Consider the following 19,779-nt stretch of genomic DNA (forward strand, 5'->3'; position numbering starts at 1 on the left):
ATTACCTAACAAAAAGATATGATTAAAAAAACCGGATATTTTATCCATGAATGTAAAAAAAGGTACAATAAATCAACATTTGATCTACTTTTTACCCCTCAGGAAAAAGCTGTATACAACAACAGGCTATTTTGATAGTATTCTGATCCTTCATTCAAAAGGTTGTGGATAAAATGGAAGACGCCAAGATTTGGGAAGAAGTTCTCAAGGAAGCAAAAAAACACTGTTCAGATGAGGTGGTTTCCACCTGGATAAAGCCGCTGAAGATCGTGGAGGTTCGTGGTGATCTTATCACTCTTCAAGCCCCTAACCGTTTCTATAAGGGGTGGGTTGAAGAGAAGTATATGGACACCATGCGCAAGATTTTCAATGAAGGCCTTTCCATCGATGCCGACGTGCGCATCGTTGTGGCGGAGGGGAAGAAAAGGACCCCCGCAGCCGTGGAGGAAGTTCAGCCGAACGGAGTCACAGAGCAGCCCTATTATTCCAATAATACCGGGCTTAACCGTGAGAATACCTTCGAAAACTTCGTAGCCGGAAGCTCAAACCAGTTTAGCCACGCCGCCTGCCTTGCAGTATCCGAGGGGCATTTCCAGATGTATAACCCGCTCTTTATCTATGGAGGAGTAGGGCTTGGCAAAACTCACCTGATGCAGGCCGCCGGAAACCGTATCCTTGAACGTTTTCCTAAGATGAAGGTTCTCTACATCACCAGCGAAACCTTTACAAACGAGATGATCAACTCACTGCGCTCCAAAAAAATGGACGAATTCCGTAATAAATACAGGAATATCGACATGCTGCTCTTCGATGATGTCCAGTTTCTGGCGGGGAAACAGCGCAGTACCGAAGAGTTTTTCCATACCTTTAACACCCTCTACGACATGCACAAGCAGATTATCCTCACCAGTGACAAGACACCTGGAGAGATCCCCGAGATGGAGGAGAGGCTTATAAGCCGGTTTGCGTGGGGACTCATCGCTGATATTCAAACACCCACCGCCGAGGAAAAAACAGCGATTATGATGAAAAGAGCGGATATGATGAACCTTAGACTACCCGAAGAGGTGGCACTTTTCATCGCAGAAAATATAAAAACCGAAAATATTCGAGAATTAATCGGAGCTCTCGTCCGCTTGAGCGCATACGCCTCATTCCACAACGAACCCCTCAGTATCGACCTTGCTAGAAAATCGCTGGATCGCTTTCTGGTAAAGAAAGACAGGATGGTAACCCAGGACGATATCATCAAGGCTGTCACCGAATATTTCAATGTTAAGCTCGCCGATCTCAAGTCTAAAAAGAGAACGAGAAGTGTTTCTGTACCAAGGCAATTATCGATGTATCTGCTAAGGGATAAACTCTCTATGTCATTGCAGGAGGTGGGAGATCTCTTCGGCGGCCGCGACCACTCCACCGTGCTCCACGCCGTTCAGACCATCGAAAAGAAGGTTCGGGATGACAAAGAGATACAGTCTATAGTAGAATCTATAGAGAAGACGCTTTATTCATAGAAACAAATTTGCGTTGGATTATTTTGACACATTAGTTCAGAGACGGAGGTTCGATATGGCAGAGGAGTTTGTTCAACTTAACGAACCGGACAGCAGCGACCTTAGCTATCTTAAAGAGAAGATGGCGGAGAATGACGATCTTGAGAGGCTATCTGAGATATATAAGCTCATGGGCGACCCCACGAGGATGAAGATCCTCTATGCGCTTACCCTTTCTGAGCTTTGTGTTAGCGATATCTCCGAGCTTCTTGATATGACGCAGTCCGCGGTTTCTCATCAGCTCAGGCTTCTGCGTGCATCAAGGCTGGTTAAGTACAGAAAGGCCGGTAAGAATGTTTACTACAGCCTCGGCGGCAACGATCTCGATTCCGTTATAAAGGCAGGGATCGAAGAGATAAGCGGTTAGGGGGAGCTATGACTGTTAAGATAACCTACTGCGCTGTCTGAAACTACTATGCTAGAGCCGCCGGTCTGGCGGAGAGGATAGAGGAAGAGACGGGCACTAAGCCGGAGCTTGTGATGGGGAAGAACGGTGTTTTCGACATCACAGCTGACGGTGAAGAGATATACGCCAAAAGCAAAACGGGGCGATTTCCCGAAGATATTGAAATAATACGCAGAATTAAATCCCTCCCTTAGCCGTAAGCCTTCTTTGCAAGCTGAAACCACCGCACAGCCTCTTTGTTATTCTGCTCCACGCCAAGTCCACCCTCATACATACAGCCAAGGTTGTAGAACGCCTCTGGGTAGGCCTGGGAAGCTGCTGCCCTGTACCATTTAACCGCCTCGTTGTAGTCCTTAAGTATTCCTCTGCCGGAGGCATACATAAGCCCCATTCTGTTCTGTGCGGGAGCGTAACCCTTCTCCGCCGATTTAAGAATTAGCTCAAAAGCTCTTTCGTCATCTCTTTCGACGTATTTTCCATGAAGGTAGAGCATGCCTACCCTGTACATGGACTCGGTATGCCCCTTCTCCGCCGCAGATAAGAGCCACTTAAGCCCGTGCATGGGGCGTTTGTCCACCCCTCTTCCACGCATGAGTATCTCCCCCGCCCTGTACTGCGCCTCGGGCAGGTTAAGTTTTGAGGCCATAAGGTACATCTTAAGTGCCTTGACCGGGGATTTAGGCAAACCCATACCGTTTTCGTGCATCATGCCTATGGCCATGAGTGCCTCTGCGGAACCCCTTTCGGCCAGCTCCACAAATATACGGTAAGCGAGACTGAAATTCTCCGCAGCCAGGGCATCTGCCCCTTTCTCTAGATTTGGTCCTTTGCCGAAGAGCCGGCTGAGCTTTTTCTTTATGTTCATAATCCTCTGGTGTTATATAACACCGCAGTGTGTTACGGTACAAAAAATCTTTATTTTTTATGACATTTGATATACTATCATACCTTTCTCTGTGCCTCGGGTGCACAGTTTTTTAATTGGCTAGGAGAGTTGATATGTCAGAGAAGGACGATCAGAAGATTCAGGCCGTAGAGATCAAATGTGTTAATTGTGACTACACTCAAATTATCTACCTCCCGAAGGAACAGCCCGGAAGATGCCCGGAATGCGGCGGAGGAATGATCATTTCAGAAATTCTTGAAGAAGGGAAATCTTACTAGGAGGAAATAGACTATGAAAAAGCTGCTTACAATCATAGCGGTAATGGCTTTCTGTGTTTCCGCTGCGTTCGCCAACAGCAACGATCTTTGGGAGGAGTCAACCCTCAACCAGATCATGAAAAGGGGTGAGCTCAGGGTAGGTCTCGAGGCTGGCTATATGCCCTTCGAGCTTAAGAACAAAAAAGGCGAGATCGTCGGTTTCGACGTAGATATCGCCAAGCGCATGGCAAAGGATATGGGTGTTAAGCTCAACCTTGTGAACACCGCATGGGACGGTATCATACCCTCACTTCTCACAAAGAAGTTCGACATTATTATGTCTGGTATGACTATTACCCCCCAGCGTAACCTTCAGGTTAACTTCTGCGATCCCTATATCGTAGTTGGTCAGACAATCCTTATCCGTGAGGATCTTAAGGACGAGATTAAGAGCTACAGAGACCTAAACGACCCCAAGTACACCGTATCGACAAAGCTTGGTGTTACAGCGGAGAAGGCCACTAAGAGATACATATCCAAGGCTAAGCTCAGACTCTTTGAGACAGAGCAGGAAGCAGTTATGGAAGTTGTTAACGGCAAGGCGGATGCCTTCGTATACGACCTTCCCTATTCAGCCTCCTACTACTCCGAGAATCCCAAGAACCTTGTTTTCCTCGATGAGCCCTTCACCTACGAGCCCCTCGCATGGGCAATTAGAAAAGGTGATCCGGACTTTATGAACTGGCTGAACAACTTCCTTGCACAGATCAAGGGTGACGGCTTCTACGATAAAGTCTACAAGAAATGGTTCCTCAGCAACAGCTGGCTGAAGGACATCCAGTAAAAGATTAATAAAGGGGGCTCGAAAGGGCCCCCTCAGTAATTTAGAGCCCTTGTTGCAGGGCTGAATTCCATAGACAAAGGAGCTGATAATTTGTCTGCCAAACAGAAAAATCTAATCTGGAACCTGGTACTTGCGGCCTTTCTTCTTGGGCTTTGTGTAAGCGTTTACACAGCCTCCAAGAATATCGACTACATATGGCGCTGGCACAGAGTTCCCAAGTATATCCTCTACATGGCCAATGAAGAGGTCCGGGCCCCCTTCGACGGAACAGCCGTAATAGAGAAGGGGAGGATCATCGTTGAACCCGACATGGGGGGGGACCCTTTTGTTGTTGAGGAGCCGGGTAAAACAAACCTGAGCGACGGTGATCTCGTTTTCGAGGGGGATGTTGTCTCCTCCACAAAGAGTCTCAAGATGGGGCCTTTGCTTACGGGGCTTCTTGTAACCCTGTGGATATCGATCGTCTCGATATTCTTTGCGATTATAATAGGTGTGTTCACCGGTCTTGCCAGGGTATCCAGAAACCCTGCATTTAAAAAGCTGTCGATTCTGTACGTGGAGCTCATCAGGGGTACACCTCTCCTTGTACAGATTTTCATATTCTATTTCTTTATCGGAACCGTACTCCAGCTTGAACGTATGACTGCGGGTATTGCGGCACTGGCGGTGTTTGCCGGTGCTTATATTGCGGAGATCGTCCGGGCGGGTATCCAGTCTATCCCCAAGGGGCAGATGGAGGCGGCGAGAAGTCTCGGCATGAGCTATCCGAAGGCGATGATGTATGTTGTTCTTCCCCAGGCGATTAAACGTACGCTGCCACCCATGGCGGGTCAGTTTATCTCCCTGATTAAGGACTCATCCCTTGTGTCTGTTATCTCTATTACAGACCTTACGAAATCTGGAAGGGAGGCCGTCGCCTCGACATTCAGTCCATTCGAGATATGGTTCACAGTAGCGCTGATGTATCTGGTGCTCACATCGGGTCTTTCGGTGCTTGTGCAGAAACTTGAAAGAAATATGGCACGGAGCGACTGATATGGATTTGATGATAGAAGCAAGAGACGTTGTAAAAACCTTCCCCAATGGTGTGCAGGCGCTTAAGGGCGTGGATCTGGACGTAGGCAGGGGAGAGGTGGTGGTTATCATCGGACCCTCCGGTTCGGGGAAGTCCACGATGCTTAGAACGCTGAACCTGCTGGAAGAGGTTACCTCCGGCGAGGTTAAGGTGGACGGGATGGACCTTACCCATCCTAAAACCAATATAAACAAGATGCGTGAGAACGTGGGGATGGTGTTCCAGCAGTTCAACCTGTTCCCCCATAAAACGGTTCTCGGCAATATAACCATGTCCCCCATGAAGGTGAAGAAGGTTGCCAAAAACGAGGCTGTGGAGATAGCGGAACAGCTCCTCGAGAAGGTGGGGCTTTCGGATAAGCGTGACAGCTACCCCTCCCAGCTATCCGGCGGACAGCAGCAGAGGGTTGCCATCGCCAGAGCACTGGCCATGCGCCCCCATGTTATGCTTTTTGACGAGCCCACCAGCGCCCTCGACCCCGAGATGATCGGCGAGGTGCTTGATGTTATGAAAACCCTCGCAAAGGAGGGGATGACCATGGTTGTTGTTACCCACGAAATGGGGTTCGCCCGTGAGGTTGCGGACAGGATCGTTTTTATGGATGAAGGGCTTAAGCTCGAGGAGAATACACCCTCGGAGATATACAACAATCCCCAGAACGAGCGCCTGCAGAAGTTCCTCAGCCAGATCCTCTAAAAGGGGACTGACTGGGACGGTTCAGATGGGAGCAAGATGTGCCCGATGCCCGAGTAACTGTAGTCATGATGAAAACTTCGGTTTGTGTATAACCCTGAATGGTTAAACATTGTAACCGAGCTAACAGAATTAATATATAACCAACCATAGGGCACAGCTTAACGGCTGTGCCCTTTTTTATCTCCTGCCGTATTCGATGTGCTTGCTTAGTATGGTTACGGCCATGGCGTAGTTAATGCTGTGGTTGTAGCGGGTTATGGCATAGAAGTTCTGGAATACAATCCAGTATTCACTCCCCCGTTTCTTCTCAAGTGTTATCAAAGCACCCTTGAGACTGGGGTCTACCCAGAGGGATGGGCGGATTCCGTTTCGTTCCATATCACGGACGCTGTATTTCGGTTTTATGCCTTTTCCGAGGAATTTCTTGTAGCCGTTACCTCTGACGTATGCCTTTACAGCGATAGGCTTATTCCGCTCCCATCCATGGTTCTTGAGGTATTTTGCGATGCTTCCGATGGCATCGGGCTTACTTCCGATTAGGTCCATATTACCGTTTCCGCCGAAATCCACGCCATACTTTGAGACGTTGCTGGGCATAAACTGGGGTATGCCCACTGCGCCGGCGTAAGAGCTCAATACATCTGCTGGGTCGATGCCGTTTTTCCTCGAGAATACAAACAGATGCTCCAGTTCACCTTTGAAGTATGCCGCTCTTCTGGGGTAATGGAAGGAGAGGGTGGCAAGGGCATCCAGAGCGCTGTGCTTGAGAACGTAGTCGCCGTAGTTCGTTTCGATACCGAGGATGGCGGCAATAACCTCTGATGTTACCCCGTATTTTACCTCCGCCCTGCGCAGGGTGTTCGGGTATTCCCTGTAAAACTTAACTCCCCGCTCTTTTCGTTTGTCGGTTATCATTCGCTTTTTATATACATGCCACGGCGTCTTCTTAAGCTGGCGATCCATCAGTTCGATGGTTCGTTCCTTAAGCTCCGCCTCCTTCAGCTTTTCTATGATGTATGCGCTCTTAAAGCCGTGCTTCTGCTCCATATCGGAAGCAAATGTGCGCATTTCATCATTTATGGCAACTGCATATGCGGTGGATGTCAGTGTTATTGCAAGGGCTGAGGCTGTGATAAGCCTTATAAGTGTTTGTCTCATAGATGAACTATCGGTCTTAAAGAGATGCGAATCAAGCAAAAAAAATGTGAAGATTGTTCCTTATGTTGCAGGGGGCAAAGATAGCTTGCACTTTTCCTCCCGCTTCATTATTATACGCTCCATGATAGTTGCTCCTTCCGTATTAAGTGCGGATTTTTCAATACTTGGCGAAGAGATACGGGCCATCGACGAAGCTGGTGCGGACTGGATCCATCTCGATGTGATGGACGGTCAGTTCGTTCCGAATATAACCTTCGGCCCCCCTGTGATCAAGAAACTACGCAAGTGCACAGAGAAGCCCTTTGATGTGCATCTTATGATTACCGATCCGGACAGGTATATTCAGGATTTCGCCGATGCCGGCTCAGACTGGATCACAGTCCATTACGAAGCCGCAACCCATCTGCACAGGACGGTTTCCCTCATCCATGACCTCGGCAAGAAGGCGGGTGTCTCCCTTAACCCCCATACCCCTGCCTCGGTCCTTGAGGAGATTCTCCCCTTTGTGGACCTTGTCCTCGTTATGTCCGTTAACCCGGGCTTCGGCGGCCAGAAATTTATTGAGAGCAGCTTAAAAAAAGTGTCAAAGATTTGTGATATGGCTAAAACACTTCGCCCGGATCTTATCATAGAAGTGGACGGCGGCGTGACCGACTCAAATGTGCAAATGCTTGCTGATGCAGGATGTAATGCGGTTGTGGCTGGAAGCTATGTCTTCAACTCCCCCTCCTACAGCGATGCTGTAGCCTCCCTCAAGGTTTGAATGCTCTTTTTCCGGTATTCTTGATAGCTCTTCTTCCACTATGTTATAATAATTTACTCTGGCAAATGCTGGATGAATATTTATTGTGGTTAGGGCGTTTGTGAGCATGTGTGCACAGTCTTCCGGTCCTGGGAGGGGCGGTTAATCTGTGCTTTGTCTGCTTTACGGCGGTGCTGTAAAGCTTTTAATGTAGTGCGCCGGGCTTGGGCTCCTTCGGATATTCCCGGAAAAGAAAGCCCCCTGAAAGTGTTCTACCAATGATTTATGGAGGCGTAATATGGCTCATTCGATTCTTGTAGTGGATGATGAATCTGACATCCGACTTCTTTACAAAACAGAGCTTGAGGATCAGGGTTTTAAGGTTTTCGAGGCCGCGGGGAGTGAGGAGTGCTTCCCTATACTCGAAAAAGAGAATATTGATGTAATCCTGCTTGATATCAAGCTTAAGGGTGAGAGCGGAATCGATATACTCCAGGAGATAACAAAGAAGCACAAGGGTCTTAAGACGATCCTTGCGACAGCTTACAGTGCGTATCAGGATGATTTCTCCACATGGCTTGCCGATGGATACTGGGTTAAATCCCCATCGGATCTGGACAGCCTTGTGGGTGAGATAAACAAGGTTCTCCAGAAGAGCAAATAAGACGATTTAGAGAGGATATTTTATTATGAAGGCAGTGGTTATGGCCGGCGGATTCGGTACACGGATTCAGCCCCTTACTTCCAGCGTACCGAAACCGATGATACCGGTTATGAACAAACCTATGATGGAGTATATTATCGAGTCCCTCAAAGAGGCAGGAATTGTGGACATCGTTATACTCCTTTATTTCAAGCCTGAGATTATTAAGGAATACTTCGGCGACGGGAGCGACAGAGGGGTTAATATAACCTATGTTCTCCCCGATGACGACTACGGAACTGCAGGTGCTGTAAAGCAGGCGGAGGAGTTCCTGGACGAGAAGTTCATCATCGTCAGCGGCGATCTTATTACTGATTTCAGCATACAGGAGATAATCGGCTATCACGATGTAAAGAACTCCAAAGCGACAATTACGCTTACCTCCGTACCGGATCCCCTCCAGTTCGGAGTGGTTATCACAGACAAGGATGGACAGATCGTCCGCTTCCTTGAGAAACCGGGCTGGGGTGAGGTTTTCAGCGATACCATCAATACAGGTATATACGTTTTCGAGCCTGAAGTGCTTAAGTATATACCAGACAACGCTAATTTCGACTTTTCCAAGGATCTTTTTCCCAAGCTCATGTCTGCGGGTATCAACATATACGGCTACAACGCCAAAGGATACTGGCGGGATGTGGGCAACCCCGATTCATACCGTGCTGCGCTCCATGAGATCATTAACGGAGAGGTGGAGCTCAATTATGACGGTGAGCTCGCCGAAAAGGATGGGGCAAGGGTGTTCCTTGGTAAAGACGTCCAGATAGACGATACGGCAAGCTTCGAAGGGCTTGTTATCCTTGGTGACGGCTGTCGAGTGGGCAAGGATGCAAAGCTTTCCAATATGGTGGCAGGTAAAAACTGTGTTATCGGTGCAGAAACCTCTATTGAGGATTCCATCCTCTGGGATGAGGTGAAGACGGGGGAGAAATGCTCCCTCAAGAATGTGGTCCTGTGCAACCATGTCCTTCTCGGCAAGAAGGTTATGGGCGAGAGTGGCTGTATTATCGCCCAGGACACCGAGGTGGGGAACTACGTAATATTCGAAAAGGATGTAATGGTTTGGCCCAACAAACAGATAGAGGAGAGCTCCATCGTGAGCAGCAACCTTATCTGGGGCGATAAATGGAAGAAGTCCATCTTCGAAGGTGGGAAGGTAAGCGCCAGAACGAATGTGGAGATGTCGCCGGAGCTTGCCGCAAAGCTCGGTTCAGCCCTTGGAAGCCAGCTCCCCGCAGGTTCCCGTGTTCTCTTGAGCCGTGACTACCACAGAGGCTCCCGAATGCTTAAGCGGTGCTTTCTCGGAGGCCTTCTCTCCACGGGGGTTAATGTTACGGATATCCGTATGAGCCCCCTTCCGGTAATGTGCCACAAGCTGAGCATGTTCGGCGAGGTTGCGGGTGTCTATTTCCGCCAGTCACAGAGTGATTCCACCCATACGGAGGTACTCTTCTTCGATGAGCATGGAACACCCATCGACTCCGGTATGGAGAAGAGTGTTGAGCGTATCTTCTTCCGGGAGAACTTCCGCAGGGCGGCCCATGAGGAGATAGGTGAGATATACGAACAGCACATGGTTAAGGACTTCTACCGTGAAAGCTTCCTTAAAACCCTTGATGTTAATCATATCCGTGCAAGGCGTTTCCAGCTCGTTGTGGACCTCATGAACGGTACAACGGAGAACATATACCCCGATCTCCTCAACCGGATGGGTGCGGAGTCGGTTATCCTGAACTCCTATCAGGATGAGATGAAGCTCTCCAAAACCATCCATCAGCACGAAAGCTCCCTTAAGGAGGTTTCGGACATTGTAAAGGTTAAGGAGGCTGATCTCGGCCTTATAATATACCCCCACGGCGAGAAAATAAGCATAATTACGGACAAGGGCAGGGCCCTGCGGGGTGATTTTGCTCTGATGATGTTTATAAAACTGATAGATTTAACCATAAAGGAGAAGGTGAAGGTTTACCTCCCCGCATATTCTCCCACCGTGCTCGACAGCGAGCTTAAGAACGTTGAGATAGTGCGCGGCAAAGTGACCGGCCTTAAGGTCGGCTACATGAGGAACTTCTACTTCTTCGGCAACCTCCAGCACAACTATATCTTCCTTGATAACGGCATACATGCCGATGCGATGTACTGTTCCGTTAAACTCCTTGAGATGCTGGCCAGGCTTAATCTCGGTATAAGCGAGGTGCTTAAGCTTGTTCCCGATTACTACTTTGTCCACAACGTGATCAACTGCCCCCTTGAGCTCAAGGGCTTTCTCATGCGCAAGATGAGCGAAGAGGCGATGGACAGGGATGCAAGCTTTCTGGACGGCATAAAGATTATTTTTGAGGACAGGGGTTGGGTCCATATGGTTCCCGATCAATACTCCCCCAACGTTCATGTTTACGTTGAAGCTATGGATGAAGAGACAGGAAAGGCGCTCCAGGAGGAGTACAAGGAGAAGATTCACAGCTGGCTGGAGAACCAGGAATAGTTATGAAGAAACTCCATCTTGTCTTTCTGTGGCATATGCACCAGCCCTATTACAGGGATGATGCCGACGGTGTTTTCCATATGCCGTGGGTGTTCCTCCATGCCGTGAAGGACTACTACGAGATCCCTGCGTATCTTAAAGAGTATAAGGGGATTAAGCAGACCTTTAATGTTGTTCCATCCCTTCTGGAACAGCTGGATGACTACCGTGACCCTTCGGTGGAGGACACATTTATAAAACTCCTCAGCAGGGAACCCTCCGAGTTGTCTTCCGAGGAGAAATCCACGCTGATCCCCCAGCTGTTCATGGCGAACTACAGCAATATGATAGCCCCTTTTCGTCGATTTGCAGAGCTGTACAGCCGCAAAAGCAGAGGGAGCATGTTCGATTCACCGGACAAGCTTTTTAATGCAGAGGAGATACTGGATCTTGAGGTACTTTACCTTCTCAGCTGGACGGGGAACTTCTTCCGCAGGGAATACCCCGTGGTGGCAGAGTTAATCGAGAAGGGGAGGGGCTACTCCCAGGATGACAAAACAAAGCTTATCGAAGCGTTGTGCGACAGTGTGGGGCGTATCGTTCCCCTGTACAAGGAGCTCATGGAAAAGGGGGTCATTGAGGTGTCGGTGACTCCGTACTACCATCCGATCCTGCCCCTGCTTATAGATCTGGAATCCGCCAAAGAGGCACTGCCAGAGATAAGCATGCCCGCCGCATCCAACGCCTTTGAGGATGACTACAAATGGCACGTGGTCGAAGCTCTTAAGTATTATGAGAACATCTTCGGCCGAAGGGCAGAGGGTATGTGGCCTGCGGAGGGGAGCATAAGCGAAGCGGCAGCGGAAACCTTTGCCGCTAACGGAGTCGAATGGATCGCCAGCGACGAGGATGTTTTGGCAGGTTCCATGGAGACCAACCTCACCCTTTCGGAAAACCGTAAGCTTTTATACAGAAGGCATTACTACGAAAGGAACGGCAGGCGGATCAATATCTACTTCCGTGACAAGATCCTCAGCGATCTCATCGGTTTTACCTACAGCGGATGGGAACCGGAGCGTGCGGCGGATGATTTTATTCAAAAGCTCAGGGTGATATACGATTCTATGGATGATTCACCTCTCGTGCCCGTTATCCTCGACGGGGAAAACGCATGGGAGTACTACAAGGAGAACGGAGAACCCTTCTTCCGTGCCCTTTATAAGAGGCTTGAGGAGACGGAGTGGCTCGATACTGTTACCATGTCCGAAGGAGTGCGCCTCAGCGATGTGCCGGAGAACCGGTTGGATAAGATCAGAGCCGGCTCATGGATATACGGTGATTTTACCACATGGCTCGGTCACTCGGAGAAGAACGAGGCGTGGCGTCTTCTAAGCGAAGCGAGGAAGGCGGTTAACTATACAGATGACAAGGAGCGTATCGAGAAAGCGATGCGTGAGATACATATAGCCGAAGGTAGCGACTGGTTCTGGTGGTTCGGGGATGACCACTTCAGCCTACAGTCCGACCTTTTTGACAAGCTCTTCAGAAACCATCTGAAGAACGTATACGATGCAGTGGGTGTAAAGCCCCCTGCGGATCTATTTATCCCCATAAAGAAGAGCCACAAGAGTGGTATAGTCCGCAAGCCGAACTACTTCCTCTCCCCGGTGGTGGATGGTCAAGTGACCAGTTTCTTCGAGTGGCTCAGTGCGGGAGAGTTTGACCTTAAATTTGACGCAGGCGCAATGCACGCCTCCTCCAGCAGCCTCAAAAAGCTGTATTACGGCTGGGATGAGAACTGCCTCTATCTCAGGGTTGAGGGTGAACTTGCCTCAATCATGGAGCGGGGGCGTGAGCTTGAGATCGAGATAACTATTGATGATGTTAAGATATTCCGAATCCCCCTGGCAGGAGGTAGCGGACAGACCGAGGAGGGTGTGTTCTACCATTTCGGCAGGATAGCAGAGGTTGGAGTCCCCTTCACAAGCATCTTTAAGGATAGCTGGAAGAGGCTATATCTTGTTCTCAGGGTAAAGGATGGCGAAGATATCGTCGAGCGTGCACCCCTTTACAACATGGTCGAGATAGACGTGACCGAAGATTTTGAGGATGACTGGATAGTCTGATGGAGGAGAGATGAAACTGCCCCTTTTGATGGGAATACACTGCCACCAGCCCGTAGGTAACTTTACCCATGTGGTTGATGAAGCGGTGGAAAACTGCTACGCACCTTTTATGGAAACTGCGCTTAAGTACAAGCGATTCAAGTTCTCTGTGCATTACTCCGGCTGGCTCCTTGAGTTCATAAGGGAGCGCCACGGCAAGACCTTTGAGATAATGCAGGAACTCGCCGGAAGGGGGCAGGCGGAGTTTTTCACAGGTGGATACTATGAGCCAGTCCTCGCTTCCATACCCTCCCGTGACAGGCGGGGGCAGATAGAGATGTTGAGCGAATATATTGAGAAGTATTTTAATCAGAAACCGACCGGACTCTGGCTCACCGAGCGTGTGTGGGATTCATCTATAATACCCGATGCAGCAGAACTCGGCATTGAGAATGTTATCGTAGATGATTACCACTTCCTCTCCGCCGGCTACTACAAAGAGATGCTTAACGGCTACTACGTGACCGAACAGGATGGCTACAGGGTAAACCTTTTTCCCATAGACAAAAACCTGCGATACTACATCCCCTTCTACGATGAGACGAAGGTGGTGGACTATTTAGAGGATGTCCAAGGCTCTGGGGGTAAGTGTTCCGTAATATTCGATGACGGCGAAAAGTTCGGCGTCTGGCCCGATACCTATGAATGGGTGTATGAGAAGAAGTGGCTTGAGAAATTCATAAAGGCTGTGAACAAAAGCGACAAGGTTGCCTTTGCCAGATACGATGAAACCGTTGAAAAGGAAAAGCCGGCCGGTCTGGCGTATCTACCCGTAACCTCCTACTACGAGATGGGTGAATGGTCCCTCTTTGCCGAGCGTACCATACAGATGGAGGAGCTTGCGGCGGATGTGAAGGATACGGAGCATAAGGACTACGCCGATGTTTTCATAAAGGGGGGTATCTGGAAGAACTTCCTTGCGAAATACCCCGAGAGCAACCGTATCCATAAAAGGGCTCTCAGGCTCAGCAGATACGCGGCGGACTATAATGACGACGAACTCACCGATTCCCTGTATCGTGCCCAGTGCAACGATGTTCTGTGGCACGGCATATTCGGCGGGTTGTATCTCCCCAACCTGCGCAACAACTCATGGCGTTTTATCATAGAGGGTGAGAGGAGGCTGGAGGAACTCGCCGGAACATCATTCCCCGCCATCGAGCAGGAGGATATGGAGTATAACGGTTACGACGATCTGTATATCCGTAACAGGGATTTCAACGCCATGTTCACCTCAAGGGACTGTGGGCAGCTCTGTGCCCTTGAAATCAAGAAACACGGCATCAACCTGCTGAATACCCTCACCAGAAGGAAGGAGGCGTACCACGAACGTTTCGTTCCCGAGAAGGATGAGGGGGATAAGAAGGAGAGCGATGGTGACGGCATAAGCACCATCCACGACCTTGATATCGAGGTCAGCGAGGAGATGCAGGCGCATCTAAGCTACGACTGGTACAACAGGAACTCCTTCATAGATCACTTCACACCCTCACTCTCCCTCGGGGATTTTAAGTGCTGCTCCTTTAATGAGGTTGGTGATTTTGCAAACCAGCCCGCAGATGTGAAAACATCCGCCAAGGGTGTATCCTTTGAGCGCAAAGGGGGGCTTTATCTGGGTGATAAGTCTTACAGTGCAAAGATAAAGAAGAGATTCACCTTCAAAGAGAACAGGATAGATTTTGAGATCGATTTCACATCCGACTCCCCAGAAGAGATCACATACTTCGCCGAGTTCAACTTCCACTTCATGGATCTGAACAATACCCTTATTAACGGTGAAAACTGCGGTGAGGGGCTCGAGGCGGATTTCAGCGATTCTGTCATAAAGGACGCAGCCACACCTGTATCGCTGAGGCTTTCTGTTCCCGGGAGTGATAAGGGGTATGCCTTCACGGTGAAAACCGTATCCCAGTCGGAGAAGGGGGCGGACCTGACATCACAGGGGATCGCCATCGCTGTTCCAATGCGTTTCACAGGCTCCTTCAAGATGAAGGGGAGCCTTGTTATAGATATTAGTTAGTTGACGGAGAGGATATGTCAGAGCTGAGACACGACCCGGTTAAGAAAAAATGGAGCGTTATTGCTACAGAAAGGAGCCGAAGACCCCACGACTTCACCCTTGAGAAATGCGAAGTGGAGCCGCAGAGGGAGAGCTCGAACTGCCCCTTCTGCTATGGTAATGAGGATAAAACCCCCAACGAGGTCTTCGCTCTTCGAAAGGGGAATGAAAGGAATAAACCGGACTGGTACACAAGGGTTATACCGAACAAGTACCCCGCCTTCCGCATTGAGGGCGAGCTTGAGAGATCGGGTAAGGGGCTCTATGACGAGGTCTCGGGTGTTGGTGCCCATGAGGTTATCATCGATACTCCGGAGCACAGCCTATCCCTCTCCGGCTACGACCGCAAAACGATGTACAACCTCTTTCTTACCTTCCGTGAGCGGATACGTGATCTCACCAACGACACTCGCTTTCGCTGTATTATGCCCTTTAAGAACCACCGTATAGGCTTCGGCTCCGCCATAGGCCACCCCCATTCCCAGGTGATAGCCCTTCCTGTGCTCCCTCACATACTTAAAACAAAATTGAACAGCGCAAGGATGCACTACAGGAATAAGGAGCGGTGTCTCTTCTGTGATATAATTGAGGAGGAGCAGCGTGAGGCAAAGCGTCTGGTGTATGAGAATCAGGATTTTCTGGCCTTCTGCCCATATGCTTCATCCTTCCCCTTCGAGTTGCATGTCTACCCGAAGAGGCACAGGCACAACTTCGCAGGGACCAATGAGAGTGAGCTCCACGGACTTGCGGATATAATGAGCGAGCTTTTCGGACGTCTGGACAGGGTTCTGCAGGATCCGCAGCTCAACTTTGTTATACATACCGCCCCGCCGCTCACAAACAGACCCGGAAAGCCTGACTACTGGCACAGTATAAAGCAGGATTTCCACTGGCACATAGAGATAGCACCGAGGCTCACAAGTATAGCAGGCTTTGAATGGGGTACGGGTTTTCATATTAATCCCGTACGCCCCGAGGACTGCGCAGGCTACCTGAGGGAGGCCGCCGAGAGATGAGAGTAGTTCATATCGCCAGTGAAGCGGGACCGTTCGTTAAATCGGGCGGTCTCGGAAACGTTCTGGAGAAGCTCCCCGCCGCACTCCACTCCGCCGAGACGGATGTTTGCGTAATGCTCCCCCTTTATCTACAGATAGACAGGGATGAGCATGCCCTTGAGGAGACAGGCTTCAGAACCTCTGTGCGGTCAGGATTCAATGATTTTGAATACACTATCTACCGGAAGAATCAGGGTGGTGTGGAGTATCTTTTCTTCCATAATGCCGAGCTATTCGATAGACACGGCATCTATGGTAACAGGGATTTCGATTACTCCGACAATGATATCCGCTTTGGCACCTTCTCCCGTGCCTGCCTGAACTATATTGATAAGATGGAGAAAAAGCCGGATATTATACACTGCCACGACTGGCAGACGGGGCTTGTTCCCGTGTATCTGCACTACAACTACCCCCGCATCCTCTCCCGCACGGTCTATACCATACACGATATAGCCTTTCAGGGGAGCTTCAGCAGGGGGAGCATGGACAGCCTCGGCCTTCCTTGGGATGTCTACTGTATCGACGGCATAGAGTTCTACGATCACGTAAGCTTCCTCAAAGGTGGGGTGGTCTTCAGCGATCGTGTCACAACAGTCAGCCCCGCCTATGCGGAGGAGATTCAAACCGAGGACATAGCAGAGGGCATGGCCGGGGTTATGCGTGAATACTCCTCAAAGCTCCAGGGGATACTTAACGGTATAGACTATGCCCAGTGGAACCCCGATGATGACCCTCACATCGTCTGCCGCTGTGAACATAACGATAGGAAATGGAAGCAGCTAAACAAGCAGGAGCTGGCAAAGGAATTCTGTATTGAATCGAAACGGCCCCTATTTGTTATGGTAAGCAGGTTCAGCCATAAAAAAGGGTTGGATCTCTTCATCGATTCAGCAGAGGAACTCTCTGAACTGGATGCTGATTTCATCGTTCTGGGGCATGGGGACATACATTATTCCAGGGCGCTGAAAAGCGCTTCTGAAAAATATGACAACATTCACCTCTATCAGGGGTATTATCAGGCATTGGCCCATAAGCTCTATGCGGCGGCGGACTTTGTTATGGTTCCCTCGGTGTATGAACCCTTCGGAACATCCCATCTCATAGGTATGAGATACGGCGCTGTACCCCTTGTGAGTACAGCGGGAGGGCTGAAGGATACAGTTAAGGATATAACAGACGGCGGCCACGGACTGGTCATGAAGCAGTACAGCCGTGAAGAGTTTATGAGGATCATCGCCACAGCTATGGAACTTTTTGCAGACAGTGATATATTGCAATCACAGGCGGTACATTTCATGGGTTTGGATTACTCATGGAGAAGAACCGCTGGAGAATATATGAAACTATACGATTCGCTCTGCGGAGGAAAGGAATGAATTTCGCCAAAATGACTAAGAAAGAGCTGTATAAGCTCGCTACGGAGCATAATGTGAAAAACCGCTCCAAGATGAACAAGAAAGAGCTTATAGCTTCGCTTGAAGAAGTTATGAAGAATCCTCTCCCCGAAAACAGCGTAACGAGTCAGCCGGGGTATGCAGAGGATAAACAGGGGGAGAAGAAAAAGGGAGAACCCCAGCCAAACTATCCTATCCCCGAGCGTTACCAAGTGGATACGGTGGTTCTGCTCCCCATAAACCCCAAGCGTGAGTATGTTTACTGGGAGCTTTGCGACAAAACACTCGATAAGCTCAGCCGGGAGCTCGATTCACCGGAGCTTACCTACATCCTCAAGGTCTTCACCTCCTGCGATGATGCTGTTGAGGAGAAGGCGAGTGTCCGTGTCGGTCGCTACGGTACATGGTACTTCGACCTATACGTCCCAGACTGCTTCATATGGGCGGAGATCGGTATCATGGACAGCAGAGGCAACTACCGTGCAGTTGTTACCTCCCGCAAGGTACATATGCCCAGCGACAAGGTTAGCGAGCATGTGGACGAGGAAACGTGGATGACCGTCGGCGAGAAGATCGAGGAGATCTACCGTCTCTCCGGTGTGGACGAGATGGATCAGGCTGTTCCAGGGAGTGTGCGTATATTCCAGGAGATCATGAAGTACATAGAGAAATCGGTTTCCTCAGGCGAAATGATCAACAGAAACCCCTCCGACAGCAATAAAGGAGATAAATAATGTCAGGATACTGGATGCTGGTGCTCCACTCTCATCTACCATTTGTGAAGCATCCTGAGTACGACTACTTTTTAGAAGAACACTGGCTTTATGAAGCCATAACAGAAACATATATACCACTCCTCATGAAAATGAAGCAGATGGAGGAGCAGGGGATACACTTCCGTATAACCACATCTGTAACACCTCCCCTTGCGGATATGCTCGCAGACGGCATGCTCATGCAGCGCTACGAAAAGCATCTTGAGAAGCTTATTGAGCTTGCCGAGAAGGAGAAGGACAGAACGGTGGGGGATGCGAAGCAGAACCGGCTCGCATGGATGTATCTCGACCGTTTCGAGCGTATAAGAGAGTTCTACTACGGCTTTCTACAGCGTAATATCCTCAACGGATACCGTTACTTTCAGGCGACAGGGAGCCTTGAGATCATTACCTGCGGGTTCACCCACGGCTTCCTTCCTCTGCTTTCAAACGAGGATAACGCCGTAAGAGCTCAGATCGAGATGGCCGTTCGAAGCCATGAAAAGAAGTTTGGACGCAAACCCAAAGGCATCTGGCTCCCCGAATGTGCCTACTACTCAGGACTTGAAAAGATCCTCTCAGATTACGGTATAAGGTACTTCTTTGTGGATACCCACGGCATCCTCTTCTCCAAGCCAAGGCCACGTTATGGCGTTTATGCCCCTGTTTTTACAAAGGACGGAGTGGCCGCCTTCGGTCGTGACTTCTACTCCTCAAAGCAGGTTTGGAGCAGCAAGGAAGGCTATCCCGGTGACCCATATTACAGGGATTTCTACAGGGATATCGGTTACGATCTCGATTTCGACTACATATCCCCGTATATAAGCCCCGATGGAACAAGGGTTTTCACAGGGCTTAAATATCACCGCATTACGGGCGAGAGTGAAAACAAAGAGTTTTATGACCCACAGATTGCTCTGGAGAAGACTGAGGCCCACGGTAAACACTTCGTTGCCGAACGTGTCGCCCAGCTGGAAGAGCTTGATGAGCTAATAGACCGCAAACCCCTCGTTGTGTCACCCTACGATGCAGAGCTCTTCGGGCACTGGTGGTTCGAAGGACCGGAGTTCCTTTATCAGGTATTCAGGGCGATGAATGGGGAGAGCCGTGTTCAACCCATAACACCCCTCGAATATCTCGATGAGTTCCCCACCAATCAGGTTGTAGAGGTTAACCCCTCCTCATGGGGGGATAAAGGTTTCTACGATGTCTGGCTGAATGGCGGGAACGAATGGATATACCGTCATCTGCATTTCATGGCGGATTCCATGGTGAGTATGGCGAGAAAGCACAGCTCTGTGAGAGAGGGCTTCATCAAGCGGGCCCTTAACCAGATGGCAAGGGAGCTGTTCCTCGCCCAGAGCAGTGACTGGGCATTTCTGATGACAACGGAGACCGCCTTAGAGTATTCAGTAAGAAGAACAAAGGAGCATATACATAACTTTATGCGTCTCAGGGAGATGCTGGACGACGGCAAGCACGATGATGATTATCTCACGAAGCTTGAAAACAAAAACAGCATATTCCCCGAGATAGATTTTCGTGTGTATGCATAGATAAATAT

Annotated in this window: 17 protein-coding genes and 1 pseudogene; 16 read left to right on the plus strand and 2 right to left on the minus strand. The window is 49.5% G+C overall.

Features of this window, described 5'->3' with window-relative positions; translation table 11 throughout:
- The first annotated feature begins 173 nt into the window (after window positions 1-173).
- The 3 genes and pseudogenes from dnaA to K300_RS16605 all read left to right on the plus strand — a co-directional run.
- Entirely contained in the window at window positions 174-1,514 is a 1,341-nt protein-coding gene (gene dnaA, locus K300_RS0110815) for a chromosomal replication initiator protein DnaA (RefSeq protein ID WP_022851690.1), read from the plus strand.
- A 55-nt stretch (window positions 1,515-1,569) separates the two neighbouring features.
- A complete protein-coding gene (locus tag K300_RS0110820; protein ID WP_022851691.1) occupies window positions 1,570-1,920 on the plus strand; it encodes an ArsR/SmtB family transcription factor in 351 nt (116 codons plus the stop codon).
- Window positions 1,921-1,973: 53 nt separating this feature from the next.
- A pseudogene (locus K300_RS16605) lies at window positions 1,974-2,153 on the plus strand (Rdx family protein); the annotation flags it as partial.
- On the opposite strand, the gene K300_RS15440 reads toward K300_RS16605, so the two are convergent.
- A complete protein-coding gene (locus K300_RS15440; protein WP_022851693.1) occupies window positions 2,150-2,824 on the minus strand; it encodes a tetratricopeptide repeat protein in 675 nt (224 codons plus the stop codon). The pseudogene K300_RS16605 and the gene K300_RS15440 overlap by 4 nt on opposite strands.
- 134 nt (window positions 2,825-2,958) lie before the next feature.
- On the opposite strand from K300_RS15440, the gene K300_RS16900 reads away from it, so the two are divergent.
- The 4 genes from K300_RS16900 (at window position 2,959) to K300_RS0110850 (ending at window position 5,717) form a co-directional block, all read left to right on the plus strand.
- Window positions 2,959-3,123 (plus strand): hypothetical protein, encoded by a 165-nt coding sequence (locus K300_RS16900; protein WP_022851694.1) that lies wholly within the window; start codon window positions 2,959-2,961, stop codon window positions 3,121-3,123.
- A 13-nt stretch (window positions 3,124-3,136) separates the two neighbouring features.
- Window positions 3,137-3,946, plus strand: coding sequence for a transporter substrate-binding domain-containing protein (locus K300_RS0110840; RefSeq protein WP_022851695.1), 810 nt, complete (start codon window positions 3,137-3,139; stop codon window positions 3,944-3,946).
- Between the two features lie 90 nt (window positions 3,947-4,036).
- Window positions 4,037-4,981 (plus strand): amino acid ABC transporter permease, encoded by a 945-nt coding sequence (locus K300_RS0110845; RefSeq protein ID WP_022851696.1) that lies wholly within the window; start codon window positions 4,037-4,039, stop codon window positions 4,979-4,981.
- A 10-nt stretch (window positions 4,982-4,991) separates the two neighbouring features.
- On the plus strand, window positions 4,992-5,717 hold the full coding sequence (locus K300_RS0110850; protein ID WP_026836422.1) for an amino acid ABC transporter ATP-binding protein: 726 nt from the start codon (window positions 4,992-4,994) through the stop codon (window positions 5,715-5,717).
- 177 nt (window positions 5,718-5,894) lie between these two features.
- On the opposite strand, the gene mltB is transcribed toward K300_RS0110850, so the two are convergent.
- A complete protein-coding gene (mltB, locus tag K300_RS0110855) occupies window positions 5,895-6,875 on the minus strand; it encodes a lytic murein transglycosylase B (RefSeq protein WP_022851698.1) in 981 nt (326 codons plus the stop codon).
- A gap of 121 nt (window positions 6,876-6,996) precedes the next feature.
- Between mltB and rpe the strand changes: the two genes are divergently transcribed.
- From rpe to K300_RS0110900, 9 genes are all read left to right on the plus strand, one after another.
- The gene (gene rpe / locus K300_RS0110860) at window positions 6,997-7,638 is read left to right on the plus strand and encodes a ribulose-phosphate 3-epimerase (RefSeq protein ID WP_040463785.1); all 642 of its coding nucleotides are present in this window, start codon (window positions 6,997-6,999) and stop codon (window positions 7,636-7,638) included.
- Window positions 7,639-7,915: 277 nt separating this feature from the next.
- Entirely contained in the window at window positions 7,916-8,281 is a 366-nt protein-coding gene (locus K300_RS0110865; RefSeq protein ID WP_022851700.1) for a response regulator, read from the plus strand.
- A gap of 25 nt (window positions 8,282-8,306) precedes the next feature.
- Window positions 8,307-10,805, plus strand: a complete 2,499-nt coding sequence (locus K300_RS0110870) for a sugar phosphate nucleotidyltransferase (protein ID WP_022851701.1) — start codon at window positions 8,307-8,309, stop codon at window positions 10,803-10,805.
- 2 nt (window positions 10,806-10,807) lie between these two features.
- Complete coding sequence (locus K300_RS0110875; protein ID WP_022851702.1) at window positions 10,808-12,910, plus strand: glycoside hydrolase family 57 protein; 2,103 nt, start codon at window positions 10,808-10,810, stop codon at window positions 12,908-12,910.
- Between the two features lie 10 nt (window positions 12,911-12,920).
- Window positions 12,921-14,969: an alpha-amylase/4-alpha-glucanotransferase domain-containing protein gene (locus K300_RS0110880; protein WP_022851703.1), complete on the plus strand. Its 2,049-nt coding sequence runs from the start codon at window positions 12,921-12,923 to the stop codon at window positions 14,967-14,969.
- A 14-nt stretch (window positions 14,970-14,983) separates the two neighbouring features.
- Window positions 14,984-16,024, plus strand: a complete 1,041-nt coding sequence (locus K300_RS0110885; RefSeq protein WP_022851704.1) for a galactose-1-phosphate uridylyltransferase — start codon at window positions 14,984-14,986, stop codon at window positions 16,022-16,024.
- On the plus strand, window positions 16,021-17,442 hold the full coding sequence (locus K300_RS0110890; RefSeq protein ID WP_022851705.1) for a glycogen synthase: 1,422 nt from the start codon (window positions 16,021-16,023) through the stop codon (window positions 17,440-17,442). Before K300_RS0110885 ends, K300_RS0110890 begins: the two co-directional genes overlap by 4 nt.
- Window positions 17,439-18,194: a DUF4912 domain-containing protein gene (locus K300_RS0110895; protein WP_022851706.1), complete on the plus strand. Its 756-nt coding sequence runs from the start codon at window positions 17,439-17,441 to the stop codon at window positions 18,192-18,194. The genes K300_RS0110890 and K300_RS0110895 overlap by 4 nt, the downstream gene beginning before the upstream one ends.
- Window positions 18,194-19,771, plus strand: a complete 1,578-nt coding sequence (locus K300_RS0110900; RefSeq protein WP_022851707.1) for a glycoside hydrolase family 57 protein — start codon at window positions 18,194-18,196, stop codon at window positions 19,769-19,771. The genes K300_RS0110895 and K300_RS0110900 overlap by 1 nt, the downstream gene beginning before the upstream one ends.
- Window positions 19,772-19,779: the final 8 nt, after the last annotated feature.

Source organism: Limisalsivibrio acetivorans (genome assembly GCF_000421105.1).
GTDB classification, from domain to species: Bacteria; Chrysiogenota; Deferribacteres; order Deferribacterales; family Geovibrionaceae; genus Limisalsivibrio; species Limisalsivibrio acetivorans.